We start from the raw sequence: 18,031 nt of genomic DNA, 5'->3' as shown, positions 1-18,031 counted from the left end.
TATTATCAAAATACTTTATAAAGATGCGACGTCGTAAATATTATCATTTTATTTTTGGAGAGGAGTATTTTATGAGAAGGTTAAAACAGCTTGTGGCTATGATGCTTGTAGTTTGTATGTTGATCACTCTGTGTCCATCAGACGTTAGCGCTAGAACATCAAAAGCTGCGGTAAAGTCTGTAACTGTGACAAATCTTGTCACAAATAAACTTGTACTAAAAAAGGGTACAAAGTTTCAGGTGAAACCTAGAGTTGTAGTTACAGGTAAGATCAGTAAAAAAGTAACATATGTATCATCAAATAAGAAGATAGTTACAGTAGACAACAAGGGTGTTGTCAAAGCAGTAAAATCAGGAAAAGCGGTTGTAGCAGTAAAGAGTGCTGCAAACCCAAGGGTAATGTACAAGTTTAATGTTTATGTTGGGGTTCCTACGAAGGCTGTTAAATTGTCTGCAAAGGCTGTGAATATGTTTAAAGGAACCAGCAGGACGTTAAAAGCTTCAATTGCTCCAAAAAATGCCACATATAAGGGAATTCAGTGGTCATCATCAGATAAAAGAATAGCAACAGTTTCCTCGAAAGGTGTTGTAAAAGCAGTTAAGGTTGGAACAGTATATATAACTGCGAAGGCTATGGATGGAAGTGGCAAATATGCAAGATGTAAGATTACAGTAAAACAGCCAGTTACTTCTATCAAGCTTTCAGCGGCAACACTCACTATCACAGAGGGAAGCAGTAAAACTCTTACAGCTACTGTCGCTCCTGCATCGGCAACCAGAAAGACGTTAAGTTGGACATCGAGCAATAAAAAGATTGCAACGGTTTCAGCAAAAGGCGTTGTGAAGGCTATAGCACCAGGTACAGCTACAATCACAGCAAAAGCTGCTGACGGTTCAGGAAAGAAAGCAACATGTAAAGTGACTGTAAAGAAGAAGGTGACTGTAGAAAATAAATACGAGTCGCAGGGGTATAAACTCTTATGGCATGATGAATTTGACGGAACAGAGCTCAACCGTGATATTTGGAATGTTGAACTCCATGAGCCTGGCTGGGTTAATAATGAGCTTCAGGCATATGTTGATTCTGAAGATAATATAAAGGTTAAGAATGGCACACTTATTATAAGCTCGAAGAAAAAAGTAAATGAGGATGGTTCCATATCATATACATCAGGAAGAGTAAACACACAGAATAAGCAGGATTTCAAGTATGGCAGAGTACAGTTCAGAGCAAAGGTTCCTACAGGTAAGGGCTATCTTCCTGCAGCATGGATGATGCCTACAAATGAGAGTCTGTATGGACAGTGGCCTAGATGTGGTGAGATAGATGTGATGGAGGTTCTTGGAGACAATACATATACAACCTATGGAACGATTCACTATGGCAATCCGCATTCAGAGTCACAGGGAAAATATACACTTTCAAATGGAAAGTCATTTGCGGACAGCTATCATGTATTTACATGCGACTGGGAGCCTGGAAAAATTACATGGTATGTAGATGGAGTTAAGATGCATGAGGAAAATGACTGGTATTCAACGACAGCAGGAAAGGGAACTGTTACATATCCTGCACCATTTGATCAGCCATTCTACGTGATACTTAATCTTGCAGTTGGTGGCAACTGGCCTGGAAATCCTGACGCAGATGCAGATTATATCAACAGTGAAAGTCTGTATGTTGATTATGTAAGGGTATACCAGAAGGATTCTTATGATGAAAATGTGACAAAGCCAGAGCGTGAAGTTATAATTCGTGATCCGGATGAAAATGGCAATTATGTAATAAATGGTGATTTTAGTGAGACCGAGGATCTGGGAGATGCAGAAAACTGGATTTTTATGGCGCAGAATGGCGGCGAAGGAACAGCGGTCATCGAGAACAATACAATCAACATAAATACAGCTGATGCTGGTACAGTTGATTACAGTATTCAGCTAGTACAGCCTGATATTCCTGTAGAAAAAGGTGCCACATACAAGCTTTCATTTGATGCGTGGGCGGATGAGGCGAGAACAGGCATAATTGATGTCTCAGCGCCAACCAGATCATGGGGAAGATATCTTAAGGATACAAAATTTGACATGACAACAGAGAAACAGACATTTGAGTATGAGTATACGATGACTGATTCATCTGATGATAAGGGAAGAATAGAATTCAACTTCGGCAATCAGGGAAGCGTGGCTGGTGTACATATTACAAATGTAAAGCTGATAAAGACAAATCAGACTGAGATAGTTGACAAGAAGACGATCCTCGCTGATGGAAACCTTGTTTACAATGGAGAATTTCAGGAAGGAACAGGAAGACTTGGATATTGGACAGTCAGCAACAATTGCGGTGCTGAGTATAAGGTGACAGGTCTGTCTGACGGAAGAAGATTTTCATACAAGTCATTGGATGAAAGTGTAGATGGCAACTTCATATTATCACAGGATGAGCTTGCGTATGCCCCAAATACAAAGTATGTACTTAAATTTGACGCTGAGAGTGCAACTGAGGGAAAGAATATAATTATCACTACAGGAGATTCAAAGTTTGCTGTAACTCTGGATAAAGGAATTAAGAATTATGTTTACAAGTTTGAGACTGGAGAAGAAGTGACTGACAGTTCAATCAGCATTGATTTTGGTAACAGCGGAGAAGTTCTGTTAGACAATGTGAAGATAATGCAGGATTCACTTCTTCTCAATGGAGATTTTTCAGCAGATTTTGCTGGATATGATGTGTATATAGACAGCAGTGCGGATGCAGATGCTGTTGTGGACAGCCAGAAGGAGAACAATGCTGCTGATTTCACAATAAAGAATTCTGGTGATCAGAACTGGAAGATACAGCTCAAGCAGAATAATATCAAGCTTGAGAAAGGTCAGTGGTACAAGCTTTCATTTGATATAAAGAGCTCTGTGTCGAGAACTGTTCAGTACGCAATACAGAGAGATGGAAGCACGCATAAGGATAGTACAGGTGCAGAGGACTGGACACCATATGTTCAGGAGACAGTAAAGCTTGATGCATACGATCAGGCTGATCAGAAATATATGACTGTTTCAAACACATTCCAGATGGCCTGTGACACAGACGAAGAGAGTATTTTCAATATTGCACTTGGTGCAGGCGGAGAAAATGGTTCGGCAATTACTGATCAGCATAGAATCTGTATTGACAATATTGTCCTTGAAAAGACTTCAGCTCCAGAGATAGATGTGCCTGTAGGCAAGAATCTTATCACAAATTCAGAATTTGAGATGAGTGAGGATGGTAGCCTTGCTGGTTGGGAAAATGCAGTAACTGCTCCTGGAGATGCCACATTTGAGGCTGGAGATGGAAAGATCACATACAGTGTTGCAAACGTGGGTGAGGCAGACTGGAACATCCAGCTTAAGCAGATGGGATTATCTCTTGAGCAGGGCGAGTCATATACGCTTAAATGTACATTGGTTTCTGATGTTGATAGAGTTGTGAAGGTTGCTGTTATGACTCCTTCAGCCGGATATGCATGGCATGGCGGTGAAGATGTAGTTCTTACAGCTGGTGAGGCTAAGGATGTAACACTCACAATTACACCTAAGGAAGAAGTTTTCACAGATGGTATCACTGTTGATACAGGTGCCGGATTATTCTTCTCAATGGGATATGTTGAAGGATACACACTTGGAGCACATACAGTTTCTATATCAAATGTATCATTTGTAAAAAACTAAATTTGACCCCTAAAAAATAATATATACCCTTAGGCAGCGGCGAATCGTCGCTGCCTTTTTCATTGTGGCCATAGCAGGATTTTAGTGAATTTTTAAATGATTTGACAGTCAGAATGGGTGTTTGTATGAGAAAATAAAATATGATATAATGAGCATTGCGACGGATGCGCTTGCGCAAGACGTCATAATGCGAATGCCCTCATTGAGCCGACAGGCGATATGATATAATGAGCATTGCGACGGATGCGCTTGCGCAAGACGTCATAATGCGAATGCCTGCATGGAGCCGGTAGGCGACATGTTAAAATAAAACATGATTTTTCCCAAATAATAATGAAAGGATAAAATGGTATATAAATTTATGAAAAAACTTATCTCATGGAACGTAAATGGAATAAGGGCATGCGCCGGTAAAGGCTTCATGGATTTTTTTAACAGCATAGATGCAGACATATTCTGTATACAGGAGTCCAAGATGCAGGAGGGACAGCTCACACTTGATATGCCAGGATATTATCAGTATTGGAACTATGCGGATAAGAAGGGATATTCAGGTACGGCTATTTTCACAAAAGAGAAATCTTTGAGTGAAACAAAAGGTATAGGCATAGATGAACACGACCATGAGGGTCGTGTCATAACACTTGAATATGAGAACTTCTACATGGTGACTGTATATACGCCAAATTCACAGAACGAGCTTGCAAGGCTTGATTACCGGATGAAGTGGGAGGATGATTTCAGAGCATATCTGAAAAAGCTTGAGGAGAATAAGCCTGTTATAGTGTGCGGTGATATGAATGTGGCTCACAATGAGATAGATCTGAAAAATCCAAAGACAAACAGGAAGAATGCGGGATTTACTGATGAGGAAAGAGAGAAGATGACGGTGCTTCTAGATGATGGCTTCATCGACACATTCAGATATTTTTATCCGGATCAGGAAAATATCTATTCATGGTGGTCGTACAGATTTAAGGCAAGGGAGAAGAATGCCGGATGGCGTATCGACTACTTCCTCACATCGGAAAGTCTGAAGGATAAACTTATCGATGCCAAGATCCACACCGATATCATGGGATCTGATCATTGTCCGGTTGAGCTGGATATCGACATGTAGTATGCGCTGAAAATACAAAAATGCAAAAACAAGTGATAATATTTACAGGTATATGTATCTAATATAACAAAAAACATGATAAAGCGAGTCATCACAGCTTGAAAAATTGACATTATATAAGTATAATCTCAATGAATGAATTATGATTAAGAGGCATTTAGCCGGAATAAATAAAAAGGAGAAAAATTATGAGTAAGAAACCAGTAGTTTTAATGGTCCTCGATGGATATGGTCTCAGTGACAAGACAGAGGGTAATGCAGTAGCACTTGCAAAGACGCCTGTTATGGACAAGCTTATGGCTACAGCACCATTTGTGCAGGGCGCAGCTTCAGGACTTCCTGTAGGACTTCCAGACGGTCAGATGGGCAATTCAGAGGTAGGTCATATGAATATCGGCGCAGGCCGTATCATATATCAGGAGCTTACAAGAATCACAAAGGCAATCGCTGATGGAGATTTCTTTGAGAACGAGGAGATGCTCGCTGCAATAGAGAACTGCAAGAAGAACAATTCTGATCTTCATCTCTGGGGACTTCTCTCAGACGGTGGTGTTCACAGCCACAATACACACCTCTATGCGATCCTTGAGCTTTGCAAGAAGCAGAATTTTGAGAACGTATACGTTCATCCATTCTTCGATGGAAGAGATACACCGCCCGCATCAGGTAAGGGCTACCTTGAGGAGCTCATCGCAAAGATGAAGGAGATCGGTGTAGGTAAGGTTGCATCTATGTCAGGTCGTTACTACGCAATGGACAGAGATAACAGATGGGACAGAGTAGAGCTTGCATACAAGTCACTTGTGACAGGTGAGGGAGTTCAGGCAGAGGATGCTGTAGCAGCTATGCAGGAGTCATATGACAAGGAAGTATATGATGAGTTCGTTCTTCCAACAGTCATCACAGAGAACGGTAAGCCTGTATCACTTGTTAAGCCAAATGATTCAGTTATATTCTTCAACTTCAGACCAGACAGAGCACGTGAGATTACCAGAGCATTCTGCTGTGACGATTTCGATGGATTTGAGAGAGCAAATGGTCGTATGCCACTCACATATGTATGCTTCAAGGACTATGACGAGTCAATACCTAACAAGCTTGTTGCATTCAAGAAAGAAGAGATCGACAACACATTTGGCGAGTATCTTGCAGCTAAGGGACTTAAGCAGCTCAGACTTGCTGAGACAGAGAAGTATGCTCATGTAACCTTCTTCTTTAACGGCGGTGTTGAGGAGCCTAACAAGAATGAGGACAGAATCCTTGTAAAGTCACCTGCTGTAGCAACATATGATCTCCAGCCTGAGATGAGTGCTCCAGAGGTAAGCGAGAAGCTCAATGCTGCCATCCTTGGCGGAGAGTATGATGTGATCATCATCAACTTTGCAAACCCTGACATGGTTGGTCATACAGGAGTTATCCCTGCAGCAATCCAGGCTGTAGAGACAGTTGATAAGTGCGTTGGCGCTGCAGTAGAGGCGATTGATAAGGTTGATGGAGTTCTCTTCATCTGTGCTGATCACGGTAACGCAGAGCAGATGATCAACTACGAGACAGGTGCTCCACACACAGCTCATACAACCAATCCTGTACCATTTATCCTTTACAACTATGGTGAGGACGTAGAGCTTCGCGAGGGCGGATGCCTTGCAGATATCGCACCTACACTTCTTGAGGTTATGGGACTTCCTCAGCCTGAAGAGATGACAGGCAAGTCACTTATTGTAAGAAAGTAGTTCAGAACAATAAATAAAAGATACGGCACCGAATTATAATATAAGATTGTTATGATCGGTGCTGTATTCAGTTGAGAGGACACATATGAAGAAGTTTTTGGAAGAGTTTAAGGAGTTTGCCCTTAAGGGTAATGTGATGAGTCTGGCTATCGGTGTTATCATTGGTGGAGCGTTCCAGTCATTGGTTACAGCTTTTACAGACTGTTTCATCACACCAATAATCAACAGCATAGGCGGAGCAGAGATCGGTGGACATTTTCAGATATTCCACACTGGACAGTATATCGAGTACGGAGCGTTTATTTCAGCTGTGATCAACTTTATAATCATGGCATTTGTTATATTTGTCATCATGAAGGGAATCAATGCTATCATGGATCTTGGCAAGAAGAAAGAGGAAACAGCGCCTCTCACAAGAAAGTGCCCTTACTGTATGGGAGAGATAGATATTAAAGCAACAAAGTGTATGCATTGTACATCAGATGTTCCACCTGTTCAGGAGTAGGTGTAGACATCTTGACCTAGAACCTGATGTGGATAATGCCAGCGTAGGAATATATACAGCATAGGAACAGCGGCTGTGCCTTATGGCATAGCTGCTGTTTAATTTTTTAGGAATATAATATTTACAAAGGAGATAAAAGATCATGATAAAAGAATGTCTTGAAAATGTAAGAAAAAATGTGCCGTTGGTGCACAATATAACAAACTATGTAACTGTAAACGATGTGGCAAATGTTATCCTTGCCTGTGGCGGCAGTCCGATCATGTCGGACGATGAGGATGACGCACCCGATATAACAAGCATATGCGGTGGACTGAATATCAATATCGGTACACTCAATAAGAATACGATACCATCTATGTATCTTGCCGGAAAGAGGGCAAATGAACTTGGACATGTGGTGCTTCTTGATCCTGTTGGAGCGGGAGCAAGCAAGCTCAGAACAGATACAGCTGTCGGACTTATGCGAGATGTTAAATTTGATGTCATAAGAGGAAATATCTCAGAGATAAAGACTCTTGCATACGGCTCAGGAAGCACAAAGGGAGTTGATGCGGATGTGGCAGATGCGGTTACTGAGGATACACTTGACGGAGCAGTAACATTTGTCAAAAAATTATCTGCAGAGACAGGATCAATCATAGCGGTGACAGGTGCGATAGACCTTGTCGCAGACAGCGAGAAGTGTTATATCATAAGAAATGGCCGACCTGAGATGGGAAAGATCACGGGAACAGGCTGTCAGCTCTCCGGAATGATGACTGCATACGTTGCGGCAAATCCGGATAACAAACTTGAGGCTGCTGCCGCGGCTGTCATGGTTATGGGACTTGCAGGCGAGATAGGTTATTCTCATCTCCAGACATTTGAGGGCAACTCTACATACAGAAACAGGATAATTGATGCTGTATACAATATGGATGGTGATACTCTTGAAAAAGGCGCCAGATATGAAATCAGATAAATGATAAGGAAGTATATATTTATCAGGGCTAAAATTTGAATATAATATATAGAATATACAATATGGAAGAAGGATGTATATCATGATAAATTGCAGTAAAAAAGAGCTTATGCTTTACGCGGTCACAGACAGACACTGGCTCGGAGACGAGACATTATACGATCAGGTAAAGAAAGCACTCGACGGTGGGGCAACATTTGTTCAGCTCAGGGAAAAGAAGCTTGACAGAGAAGATTTTCTTGCTGAGGCGCTGGAGATACAGAAGCTCTGCAAGAAGTACGGAGTTCCGTTTGTCATAAATGATGAGGTGAGCATAGCGAAAGATATAGATGCTGACGGTGTGCATGTGGGCCAGAGCGACATGGAGGCGATGGATGTCAGAAAGGTGCTTGGCCCGGACAAGATACTTGGCGTGTCCGCTCAGACTGTTGAACAGGCGATAATAGCCGAAAAACACGGTGCAGACTATCTCGGAGTTGGCGCAGTATTTGCGACAGGCTCAAAGGATGATGCGGATGATGTGAGCCATGAGACACTGAAAGCGATATGTGAGGCTGTCTCCATACCGGTTATCGCCATAGGCGGAATAACAAAGGATAACGTGTCTGAACTTGCTGGCTCTGGAATATGCGGCGTGGCAGTGATAAGCGCCATATTTGGACAGAACGACATAAAGAAAGCTACGGAAGACCTCAAGGCTTCTGTGGAGAAGATGCTTGAACAGTAGATGTTGAAATTAGAGATAGATAGAGGTGCACATGAAAAAGATAGTTATCAGCGATATAAAAGGTGCGATATTTGACATGGATGGAGTTCTGCTGGACTCTATGCCGATGTGGGACCATGCGGGCGAGATGTACCTTGCAGGACAGGGGATAGAGGCTGAGCCTGATCTTGAAAAAGTCTTGTTTACAATGACTATGCAAAAGGGCGCTGAATATATACGTGATCATTATGGGTTAAAACTCACGGCGGATGAGATCATAGATGGCATAAATGAGACTGTGAGAGATTTCTATGCAAATAAGGTTGTGCCTAAGAATGGAGTCCTTAAGTTCCTCAGGCTGTTGAAGAGTCACAATATACCTGTAACCGTTGCAACTTCGACCGACAGATGCCATGTGGAGGCTGCTCTTTCAAGAAATGGACTTATGGAATATGTAGACAAGATATTTACGTGTTCGGAAGTTGGCGTTGGAAAGGCTGCCTCTCCAAAGATATATGAGCTTGCGGCCGAATTTATGGGGACGAAAGTCGGCGAGTCATTTGTGTTCGAGGATGCCTATCATGCGGCCGAGACAGCTCAGAATGCGGGATTTACAGTTGTAGGACTCTATGACGAGTCAAGCCGTGACATGCAAGCAGAACTTAAGGTTCACTGCAATTATTACTATTTGGGATTTGCCGAGCTTATAGATGAGCTGCTGCCTGACAGAAGCCAGCTTGCACCGGTTCTTACCATCGCGGGCAGTGATTCATCGGGAGGTGCGGGAATACAGGCAGATCTTAAGACCATGCAGGCAAATGGAGTGTTTGGCATGAGCGCAGTAACTGCCTTGACGGCGCAGAATACCACAGGTGTGACATCCATCATGAATGTGACACCTGACATACTTGCAGATCAGATAGATGCAGTATTTACAGATATAAGACCACAGGCGGTCAAGATAGGTATGGTGTCTGTGCCAGAACTTATAAATGTGATCGCAGACAAGCTTGAATTTTACAGGGCGGAGAATGTGGTGCTTGATCCTGTGATGGTTGCGACAAGCGGTGCTAAACTCATAAGCGATGATGCTGTGGACGTTTTGACAGGAAGGCTGTTCCCACTTGCAAAGCTGATCACCCCAAATATTCCAGAGACAGAGGCCCTCACAGGTATGAGTATCCGGTCTAAGGAAGATATGGAAAGTGCAGCAAGGAAAATATATGAAAAATATGGCTGCTCAGTTCTTGTGAAGGGCGGACATAGCATAAACGATGCGAATGATATGCTGTTTGATGGAGAGAATGTATCATGGTTTTCAGGTGAGAGAATAGAAAATCCGAATACCCATGGAACGGGGTGTACACTCTCAAGTGCAATAGCCTCCAACCTTGCAAAGGGATATGATATAGAAACTTCTGTGCAGAGAGCAAAAGCGTACATCTCAGGAGCCCTGGCTGCGATGCTTGATCTAGGAAGAGGAAGCGGCCCGTTAAACCATGGCTTTGATATAGACAGCAGATTCATGATATAACGATACTGTACTGTGAAGTGTGCTGACATTAAGACTTGTGATAGGAATTATCATGATAGTTTTATCAGCTCTTATCAAATCTTGTAAAGAAAAATAAAAAGCGTATTGAATAAATCAAAACGATATGATATTATGTTTTGAGTTGGTGTTCGGAATATGCACGCACCATTTTTCGGAAACGGAGGTGTTAAGATGTTAAAGACGATATTACTTGTAGTTTATGTTATAATATGTATAGTATTAGCGATCGTGGTTCTTTCACAGGAAGGAAAAGATGCCAGCCTTACAAGCTCAATATCAGGAGCAGGCGGTGGATTTGACAATTCCTACTGGGGCAAGAATAAGGGAAGTTCCAAGCAGGAGATACTTAAGAAGATAACAGCAGTGCTTACAGTGTTGTTCTTCGTACTTGCATTACTGCTTGATTCAAAGCTTTTTAACTAATATGAATTCTGATGCTTACATATATTAAACGATATATGTAAGCATTTTTTGTTATTAAGCATTTTTTTATTATATTTGTTACAATGAGTTATAAAATAGTGATATATCAGAGAAAGGACATATATGGATAATCAAGATATAGATCTTTATAATAAAAGAAAACAGACAGTGTATGAGTTCATCTGTGATGATGACTATCCACCGATGAAGTTTAAGGAGATGTGTACATTCCTTCAGGTTCCCGGAGATGAACGACAGACATTTCTGGATATATTGAACGATCTGACCGATGAAGGTCTTATAATCAGATCTGCAAAGGGACGTTATCAGAAAGTTGGCGAGGGTACCTACAAGGGAACATTTATAGGAAATCAGAGAGGATTTGGTTTTGTCCGTGTTGAGGGGATGAAGGAGGATTTCTTTGTGCCTGAAAAGAATACAATGGGAGCGTTTCACGGTGATACGGTCCTTATACGTGCCGAGGACAGACCTAAGGGCATGAAGCAGGAAGCTACGGTCATAAAGGTACTTGAGAGAGGTTTGAAAAAGGTTGTCGGAGTATATCAGAAGAATAAGAACTTTGGATTTGTCATACCGGACAATCTCAAGATCGATGGTGATATATTTATATCGAAGGCTAATTCCATGGGCGCTATGGCGGGTCATAAGGTCGTGGCGGAGATCATAAGTTATGGGGACAAGGTCAAGTCACCAGAAGGCAAGATCATAGAGATACTTGGACATATCAACGATCCTGAGAGCGATGTTCTGTCTGTTGTCAGAGCCTTAGATATACCGGTTGATTTCCCTGATGAAGTCATGGACAGCCTTGCTCAGATACCTGATTCGGTCAGCACATCGGAGATGGCGGGCAGAACAGATCTCAGGCACCTTCAGACAGTCACGATCGACGGAGAGGATGCAAAGGATCTAGATGATGCTATTACTCTGTATGAAAAAGATGGTATGTACAAGCTGGGTGTTCATATAGCTGATGTGACTCATTATGTGAAGGAGAATTCTCCGCTTGATAAGGAGGCGCTTAACAGGGGTACAAGCTGTTATCTTGTGGACAGAGTTATACCTATGCTTCCGCACAAGCTGTCAAATGGCATCTGCTCACTTAATGAAGGGCAGGACAGACTTGCACTCAGCTGTCTTATGGATATAGATAAGAATGGACATATAGTTGGACATAAGATTTGCGAGACGGTTATCAATGTAGATCGTAGAATGTCGTACACAAGTGTCTCCGCCATAGTTGAGGACCACGATCCAGAGGAGACTAAAAAGTATGAGGAGCTTGTGCCGATGTTTGAACTCATGCTTCATGTATCAGATCTTCTCAGGGCAAACAGGAGAAAACGTGGTTCGATAGATTTCGATTTCGATGAGTCGAAGATCAAGATAGATTCTGACGGTAAGGTTGTATCTATAGGAGTATATGAGAGACGAAGATCAAATGAGATCATAGAGGACTTCATGCTTGCCGCAAATGAGACGATCGCCGAGGATTATTTCTGGCAGGATATACCGTTTGAATACCGAGTTCACGAGACTCCGGATGCAGACAGAGTGGAGCAGCTGTCGCTTCTTATAAGCAACTTTGGAATGTACTTCAAGGCTTCAAAGGAGAATATACATCCAAAGGAGTTTCAGAAGCTTCTTGACAGGATAAAAGGCGAGCCGTACGAGAATCTTGTCAGCAGGATGGCGCTTCGAACCATGAAACAGGCGAAGTATTCCACTGAATGTACAGGACATTTTGGTCTGTCGTGCAAATACTACTGTCACTTCACTTCTCCTATAAGGAGATATCCAGATCTGCAGATTCATCGTATAATAAAGGAAAATATACATGGAAAGCTTGATTCCAAGCGAATAGAGCATTATAGCATGATACTGGACAGGGTTGCTGATGACAATTCCCGCAAGGAGAGGCGTGCAGAGGAAGCTGAGAGAGATGTCGAAAAGCTCAAGAAGGTAGAATATATGTCGGCACATATTGGTGAGGTATACGATGGATTTGTGTCTGGTGTCACCAACCGAGGAATGTTTGTTGAACTTCCGAATACGGTAGAAGGATTTGTAAATGTGGCGGATATGCGCGATGATTATTACTATTTTTCCCAGGAAGATTATGCTATGATAGGTGAGGAGACTGGAAATCAGTATGCCATCGGAGATCCTATACAGATCAGAGTTAAGAACACGGATAAGATGACGAAGTCTATAGACTTCAGTATTGTTTATAAAGGAGAGGATAAATTTGTCAAAGGAAAGAGGAAACACTCTCATCGCAAATAATAAAAAAGCATATCATGAGTATTTTATAGAAGAGAAATTTGAGGCTGGTATCGAGCTTGTGGGAACGGAGGTCAAGTCCATAAGGCAGGGACACTGCAGCATCAAGGAGGCATTTGTCGGAATCGATCACGGTGAGGTATACGTGTACAGGATGAATGTCAATCCATACGAGAGGGGCAATATATTCAACAAGGATCCGCTCAGAACACGCAAACTTCTGCTGCATAGGTACGAGATCAATAAACTCATAGGACAGCAGAAAGTAAAGGGCTACACCATCATGCCGCTCAAGGTATATATCAAGGATGGCCTTGTCAAGATGGAGATCGGTCTGGCAAAGGGTAAGAAGCTCTATGATAAGCGTGAGGATATAGCGAAGAAAGATATGAAGCGTGAGATGGAGAGAGATCTGAAAAACAGGAACAGAGAGTAGTTATGTGCTGGGCTGTGTAATAGGAAGCTTTGGGGTGTAGAGAGTAAATATACTCTGAACCGTGGGAAGCTTTCGGATGCAATATGTCAAAAAACTGTGAAATATGATATATTATGGAACTATTTGTTGGAAATGTTCTCCTGCATGTGTTATACTAGCAGGGTGTTGAAAATTAGAAATGATTTTCATATAATACGAATTGTTTGGAGAAGAGAGTTATGAGTCAGAGTAAAGTAGATCAGAGAAAATATGAGAAGAAGCACCGCAAGGAGATACTTCGTAAGCAGAAGGTGAAAAAGGTGCTTGCTGTTACGATTACTATAGTTGTGATAGCCGGTATTGTAGGAAGCATAGCAGGTGTTAAGATATATAAGGCTATTCCAAAGTATGTGGAGGCATCAAGTCTTAACAGTTATATAGATAAGGCTTATTCAGATCTTGGATATGATTCATTGCTCCCTGCTACTGGCACAGATGCAGAGAAAGATACAACGGACTCAGAGGAGGCTGCTGATTCAACATCAGAGGACGATACAACAGAAGCTGCTTCATCAGAGGAGACTGCTTCAACTGAAGCAGAGTAAGCAGAAAGCTATAAGTTATACGGTAGTAGATAGTGTAGCAATATATCAGATATTGCGTGGAATATGACATGAGATTATGACATGAGAATATGACATTAGAATATATGCATATATCATGTGGATTCCACATAATATATAATAATCGGTTATCACTGGTTTATTAAACAATCAGGGGTTGACTGGTTTCGACAGGGGTTTTGAAGCTATGGAAGCCATCCGTGGACCAGAGCCACGCTAAAAGCTGGACAAAAAATAAACGCTAACGATAATTTAGCATACGCTGCCTAGTTGCAGCCGTCATCCTTTAGGAACGCCGAGCCTTTAGGAATGGCGTCGACTTTCGGCAAACTCCTGCATCTAAGCTTTGCGATGTAGGAAAATCCATGAAGCTACTAAGGTTTATAGCATGTTAGTGGGCGATAGGCTGAGGGAATGTTAAAGCACTGACTGTGATGGAAGAAACTGTAGTGAATGAGCTTTTGGACGGGGGTTCGACTCCCCCCAGCTCCACTAATTTTCATAAGGAGGGACTCGCCGAAGGTGGGAGGAATCCTTGTGAAACACGCAGACGCCTGCGAACGGAGTTCGCCTTTTAATTCGTCTGCTCCACTAAATGGAAAAGCAGGGCATATAGATTTTGTTTCTATATGCCCTGCTTTTTATTTAAACTACAAGTTGATGGTCTGACGAGAGATGATCGGATAAGATGTATGTATGATGTATCGGATTCTATACTGATCCAATAAAAGATAAAAATGATGGGGAGGCTTTATATATGTGTGCATATGATTTTGATATGCCGGATGTGATAATGAAAAGCAGACTTGCTATGCTGCGCATCGTGGGTGTGCTTATGCTGATGGTGGTTCTTGTCTTGGGTGGCATCGGCATATATATGAGAGATAAGCTGGTATATAACTACTGGGACAAGCAGAGAACTAAAATTGGAAGCATAATGAAGGTATCCGGTTACACTATAGACAGGGGAGATCTGGTTATGATAGATATCGAAGGACACAGATATCTACAGCGGATAGTAGGACTACCTGGTGACAGTATACAGATAAAGAATGGTATTTTGTATGTCAACGGATCGGAATTTGATACTAAGGACATAGAAGTAGACAGTATGAGTTTCTCAGGGACCGTCCCTGAAAAAGAGTATTATGTTCTTGATGACAGGAGTTTTCTGTATGATAGTGGACGCTTCGATATTAGATTCATGCCGGAATGCCTTATCCGCGGTGTGGAAGTATTCTCGTATAAGGTAAAATAGCAATCAGAAATAGCGGGCAGAAAAATAAACAGAAATAGATGTAGAAATAAGAAACAGAAAAAGAGGTAGAAAAAATATGGATTTTGAACGTTATACTGATGAGAGAGTTCATATGCTAAAAGTTCGTGCTATGGGCCAGCTGCTAATCATTGTATTTGCTCTAGTTGTGTTAATAAAGGCTCCTATGTTTGATATACATTGTGTGAGGGTTTCTGGATATTCAATGGAAGCCTCATTTCATTCTGGCTCGGAATATTTGATGAAAAAATCAGGATATACTCTTGAAAGAGGTGATGTGGTAAAAGATACAAGGAAGATTGGAAAAAGAGTAGTTACATACAATTGTATCAAGGAAATTCCTGCATATTACTACAAAGATATCATAGATATAAAGAAAGTCTCGGGAGAAATTGTTAGGTTGCGATATCTGCAGGATGTAGCCGACCTGATGAAAAATCCTTATGTATTTGCACTTGTTAAGGATAAAGTAAAAAATCAAATAGAATATGAAGATAAGACAAACAGCAATATTTGTTTATTAAAAGTACTAAATCTTACAGAAGATGGTCGTACATATAAAAGAGAGGCATACTGCCTTGAAAAAAATTTACCCATTGAAAGTGTTCAATAAAGAAATTTGTGAGCTCAAATGCCGGCGCCTGTAAGGGATGGCGTCTACATATCAAATGTAGTATAAGTAGTTTAGACCGGTTATGAAACGAAAGGAGAACAAAAATACTATATGAATAACAATTTGACTTTTATTGACAAAATTTATAATTACAAGACAGCAGAGTTTGGCGCAAACCAGAATAGAAATTTTCTTAGAGGAATGCAGCTGGGAGAGTCTAGATCCTCTAATCCAAATCACATATATATTTTGAATGTGGATGGTGGAGAGTTTAATAAGAATGTCATTGATGGAGCTGTTGCGGCTACAGTGGGTATCGCTGCTGGTATTGCAAGTAAGAACAGACGTAAAAATAATATGGATCAAACACAAGCATTAGACCTGGAGTTTTTTGATGATGATCTTACAGACGACTTTGAAGATCTTGAGGACATTACGGATATCTCTATAATTGACCCAGAGGCTTCTGATCTTAGCGGGTCTGAGTATGAGTTACAGCTTATAAAAATGGCTTATGGGAAAATTAGTGGAGATGAACTGGAAGATTGTTCAAAGGATGAGATGAAGAGCAGGATAGAAAGTGTTTGTTACTTTGTTCCGGAGGTACCCATAGATACAGAGATACCTGGTATCAGCTTGAGATTAGATATGGTGACTGAGAGAAGAAATTCAGAGGGAGAATGGGAATTAATTCATAGCAACAAATCTCCGTATTGGATCAACGATGCTTTAGTTTTATTGGGACATCTGGCTTATGATCAGGGACTCATTAAGCAATTCACCAAGGAGTTAGAAGCTTTTATAAACAGCAAGTCCAAAGACAAAATAATTGTTCTGGGAGTAACTGGATGCACTGAGAATTTAAAAAAAATTTTGCTGGAAAAAGGCGCTCAGACCATATCTCTTATTCCACCAGTTTGGACTGACTACAGAACAGATATCAGAAATGGTATTAGCGATGCTGGTTACGCATTGTCTGGGGATATGGATGAGGTTATCTCTAAACTGATAAATACAAGAAAAGGAGAGCTGTATACAGATGATATAAAATTTGCAGTAAAATCCGCTGTATCACGAATTCAGTCTGATGAAGATGAACACACAAAAGTACTTACATCAGATGATTTTACTTATGATTTCTGGGATCAGACTGAATATATACTGCAGTCGCCTAAAAGAATTAAAGCTTACCTGGATAAAAAGATTTATGGTCAGGATGAAGCCAAGCAGGTTGCGTCCACGCTGCTCTGGAATCATGTAAATGGCAGAGCACGTAACGTGGTGTTCGTGGGACCAACCGGCTGCGGAAAGACTGAGATCTTCAGGCAGATTAAGGCGTTATATAAGAATGTGGTTTTGTACAATGCTACAGTCCTTACTGGAGAAGGCTGGAAAGGGGCATGTAAGGTAACATCGCTTTGGGATGGAGTTGCCCCTGAGGATCGTGATCACTTGATCGTTGTGTTAGACGAGGCGGATAAAGTGTTTGCTGATGCGTATAAGGTAACGGTGCAGAATGAACTGCTTAAGCTCTTAGAACCTGGAAAAGTATTACTGAGGAAAGATGATCTGATTCCGACTGATGAGTCCTCATTCACGATTGATACTACCCACATAAGTTGGGTGTTCCTAGGAGCTTTTGAGGACATGCTGAAAAATAAGGAAGTAAACTCGCATATGTCTTGCATAGGATTTAAATCTGCTGATACTATATGTGATATGACGGAATTCAAGGGATATGAAAGTACATTCACACCAGATGATCTCATCAAGTATGCTCATGTCAGACCAGAGCTTGCGGGTAGAATAACCTGTATTTCCCAGCTTCAGACTATGCACGAGAATGATTTCTATAATTTATTAAACAGTCAGGGATTCATGGACAGGTTTACAAAAGAATTTGGGGTTGATGTAAAGTTCTCAGATGATCAGAAGAAAAGACTCGCGAAAACTGCCGCTGAGAACGGATTGGGAATTAGATATCTAATCTCTTCGATCAAAAACATTGCTGACAGACAACTGTATGAAAACTGCAACCGAACCGTAATTGGATTGTGGTAGACATTTACACCCCGCCTTGACGGTCT

General features: G+C 41.4%; 14 protein-coding genes, 1 other RNA gene and 1 pseudogene. All 16 read left to right on the top strand.

The features are described 5' to 3' along the window. Positions 1–71: 71 nt before the first annotated feature. Entirely contained in the window at positions 72–3,707 is a 3,636-nt protein-coding gene (locus NQ536_RS07020) for a carbohydrate binding domain-containing protein (protein ID WP_022058924.1), read from the top strand. 361 nt (positions 3,708–4,068) lie between these two features. After that, a complete protein-coding gene (locus NQ536_RS07015; protein ID WP_044997982.1) occupies positions 4,069–4,827 on the top strand; it encodes an exodeoxyribonuclease III in 759 nt (252 codons plus the stop codon). Between the two features lie 188 nt (positions 4,828–5,015). After that, the gene (gene gpmI, locus NQ536_RS07010; protein ID WP_004850877.1) at positions 5,016–6,560 is read left to right on the top strand and encodes a 2,3-bisphosphoglycerate-independent phosphoglycerate mutase; all 1,545 of its coding nucleotides are present in this window, start codon (positions 5,016–5,018) and stop codon (positions 6,558–6,560) included. Between the two features lie 85 nt (positions 6,561–6,645). Beyond that, complete coding sequence (gene mscL, locus NQ536_RS07005; RefSeq protein ID WP_004850874.1) at positions 6,646–7,065, top strand: large conductance mechanosensitive channel protein MscL; 420 nt, start codon at positions 6,646–6,648, stop codon at positions 7,063–7,065. A gap of 142 nt (positions 7,066–7,207) precedes the next feature. Further along, positions 7,208–8,029, top strand: a complete 822-nt coding sequence (gene thiM, locus NQ536_RS07000; protein WP_004850873.1) for a hydroxyethylthiazole kinase — start codon at positions 7,208–7,210, stop codon at positions 8,027–8,029. Positions 8,030–8,102: 73 nt separating this feature from the next. Beyond that, on the top strand, positions 8,103–8,756 hold the full coding sequence (gene thiE / locus NQ536_RS06995) for a thiamine phosphate synthase (protein ID WP_004850871.1): 654 nt from the start codon (positions 8,103–8,105) through the stop codon (positions 8,754–8,756). A 31-nt stretch (positions 8,757–8,787) separates the two neighbouring features. Further along, positions 8,788–9,300: pseudogene (locus tag NQ536_RS13925) on the top strand (HAD family hydrolase); the annotation flags it as partial. Between the two features lie 153 nt (positions 9,301–9,453). Further along, entirely contained in the window at positions 9,454–10,269 is an 816-nt protein-coding gene (gene thiD, locus NQ536_RS13920; RefSeq protein ID WP_044997980.1) for a bifunctional hydroxymethylpyrimidine kinase/phosphomethylpyrimidine kinase, read from the top strand. A 192-nt stretch (positions 10,270–10,461) separates the two neighbouring features. Next, entirely contained in the window at positions 10,462–10,713 is a 252-nt protein-coding gene (secG, locus tag NQ536_RS06980) for a preprotein translocase subunit SecG (RefSeq protein WP_022058919.1), read from the top strand. 123 nt (positions 10,714–10,836) lie between these two features. Then, positions 10,837–13,020, top strand: a complete 2,184-nt coding sequence (gene rnr, locus NQ536_RS06975) for a ribonuclease R (protein ID WP_004850865.1) — start codon at positions 10,837–10,839, stop codon at positions 13,018–13,020. Then, positions 12,983–13,453, top strand: coding sequence for an SsrA-binding protein SmpB (gene smpB, locus NQ536_RS06970; protein ID WP_004850863.1), 471 nt, complete (start codon positions 12,983–12,985; stop codon positions 13,451–13,453). The genes rnr and smpB overlap by 38 nt, the downstream gene beginning before the upstream one ends. Before the next feature lie 218 nt (positions 13,454–13,671). Next, a complete protein-coding gene (locus tag NQ536_RS06965; RefSeq protein ID WP_004850862.1) occupies positions 13,672–14,037 on the top strand; it encodes a hypothetical protein in 366 nt (121 codons plus the stop codon). A gap of 171 nt (positions 14,038–14,208) precedes the next feature. Continuing rightward, positions 14,209–14,550: a transfer-messenger RNA gene (gene ssrA, locus NQ536_RS06960) on the top strand. 262 nt (positions 14,551–14,812) lie between these two features. After that, positions 14,813–15,313 carry a S26 family signal peptidase gene (locus tag NQ536_RS06955; protein ID WP_004850861.1) on the top strand — a complete coding sequence of 167 codons (501 nt, stop codon included), beginning with the start codon at positions 14,813–14,815 and terminating at the stop codon, positions 15,311–15,313. 76 nt (positions 15,314–15,389) lie between these two features. Further along, positions 15,390–15,944: a S24/S26 family peptidase gene (locus NQ536_RS06950; RefSeq protein ID WP_004850859.1), complete on the top strand. Its 555-nt coding sequence runs from the start codon at positions 15,390–15,392 to the stop codon at positions 15,942–15,944. A 111-nt stretch (positions 15,945–16,055) separates the two neighbouring features. Then, positions 16,056–18,005 (top strand): AAA family ATPase, encoded by a 1,950-nt coding sequence (locus NQ536_RS06945; protein WP_004850857.1) that lies wholly within the window; start codon positions 16,056–16,058, stop codon positions 18,003–18,005. Positions 18,006–18,031 lie beyond the last annotated feature (26 nt).

The sequence above is a fragment of the Coprococcus eutactus genome, assembly GCF_025149915.1.
In the GTDB taxonomy this organism is placed as follows: Bacteria; Bacillota; Clostridia; order Lachnospirales; family Lachnospiraceae; genus Coprococcus; species Coprococcus eutactus.
Note: the sequence above shows the minus strand (reverse complement) of the source record. Positions and strands in the feature narration are given on the sequence as shown.

Bases quoted from the DNA above. Each gene is read 5' to 3' on its own strand.
- NQ536_RS07020 (WP_022058924.1), top strand. From the start codon at position 72: ATGAGAAGGTTAAAACAGCTTGTGGCTATGATGCTTGTAGTTTGTATG.
- NQ536_RS07015 (WP_044997982.1), top strand. From the start codon at position 4,069: ATGAAAAAACTTATCTCATGGAACGTAAATGGAATAAGGGCATGCGCC.
- gpmI (WP_004850877.1), top strand. From the start codon at position 5,016: ATGAGTAAGAAACCAGTAGTTTTAATGGTCCTCGATGGATATGGTCTC.
- mscL (WP_004850874.1), top strand. From the start codon at position 6,646: ATGAAGAAGTTTTTGGAAGAGTTTAAGGAGTTTGCCCTTAAGGGTAAT.
- thiM (WP_004850873.1), top strand. From the start codon at position 7,208: ATGATAAAAGAATGTCTTGAAAATGTAAGAAAAAATGTGCCGTTGGTG.
- thiE (WP_004850871.1), top strand. From the start codon at position 8,103: ATGTATATCATGATAAATTGCAGTAAAAAAGAGCTTATGCTTTACGCG.
- secG (WP_022058919.1), top strand. From the start codon at position 10,462: ATGTTAAAGACGATATTACTTGTAGTTTATGTTATAATATGTATAGTA.
- rnr (WP_004850865.1), top strand. From the start codon at position 10,837: ATGGATAATCAAGATATAGATCTTTATAATAAAAGAAAACAGACAGTG.
- NQ536_RS06965 (WP_004850862.1), top strand. From the start codon at position 13,672: ATGAGTCAGAGTAAAGTAGATCAGAGAAAATATGAGAAGAAGCACCGC.
- NQ536_RS06955 (WP_004850861.1), top strand. From the start codon at position 14,813: ATGTGTGCATATGATTTTGATATGCCGGATGTGATAATGAAAAGCAGA.
- NQ536_RS06950 (WP_004850859.1), top strand. From the start codon at position 15,390: ATGGATTTTGAACGTTATACTGATGAGAGAGTTCATATGCTAAAAGTT.
- NQ536_RS06945 (WP_004850857.1), top strand. From the start codon at position 16,056: ATGAATAACAATTTGACTTTTATTGACAAAATTTATAATTACAAGACA.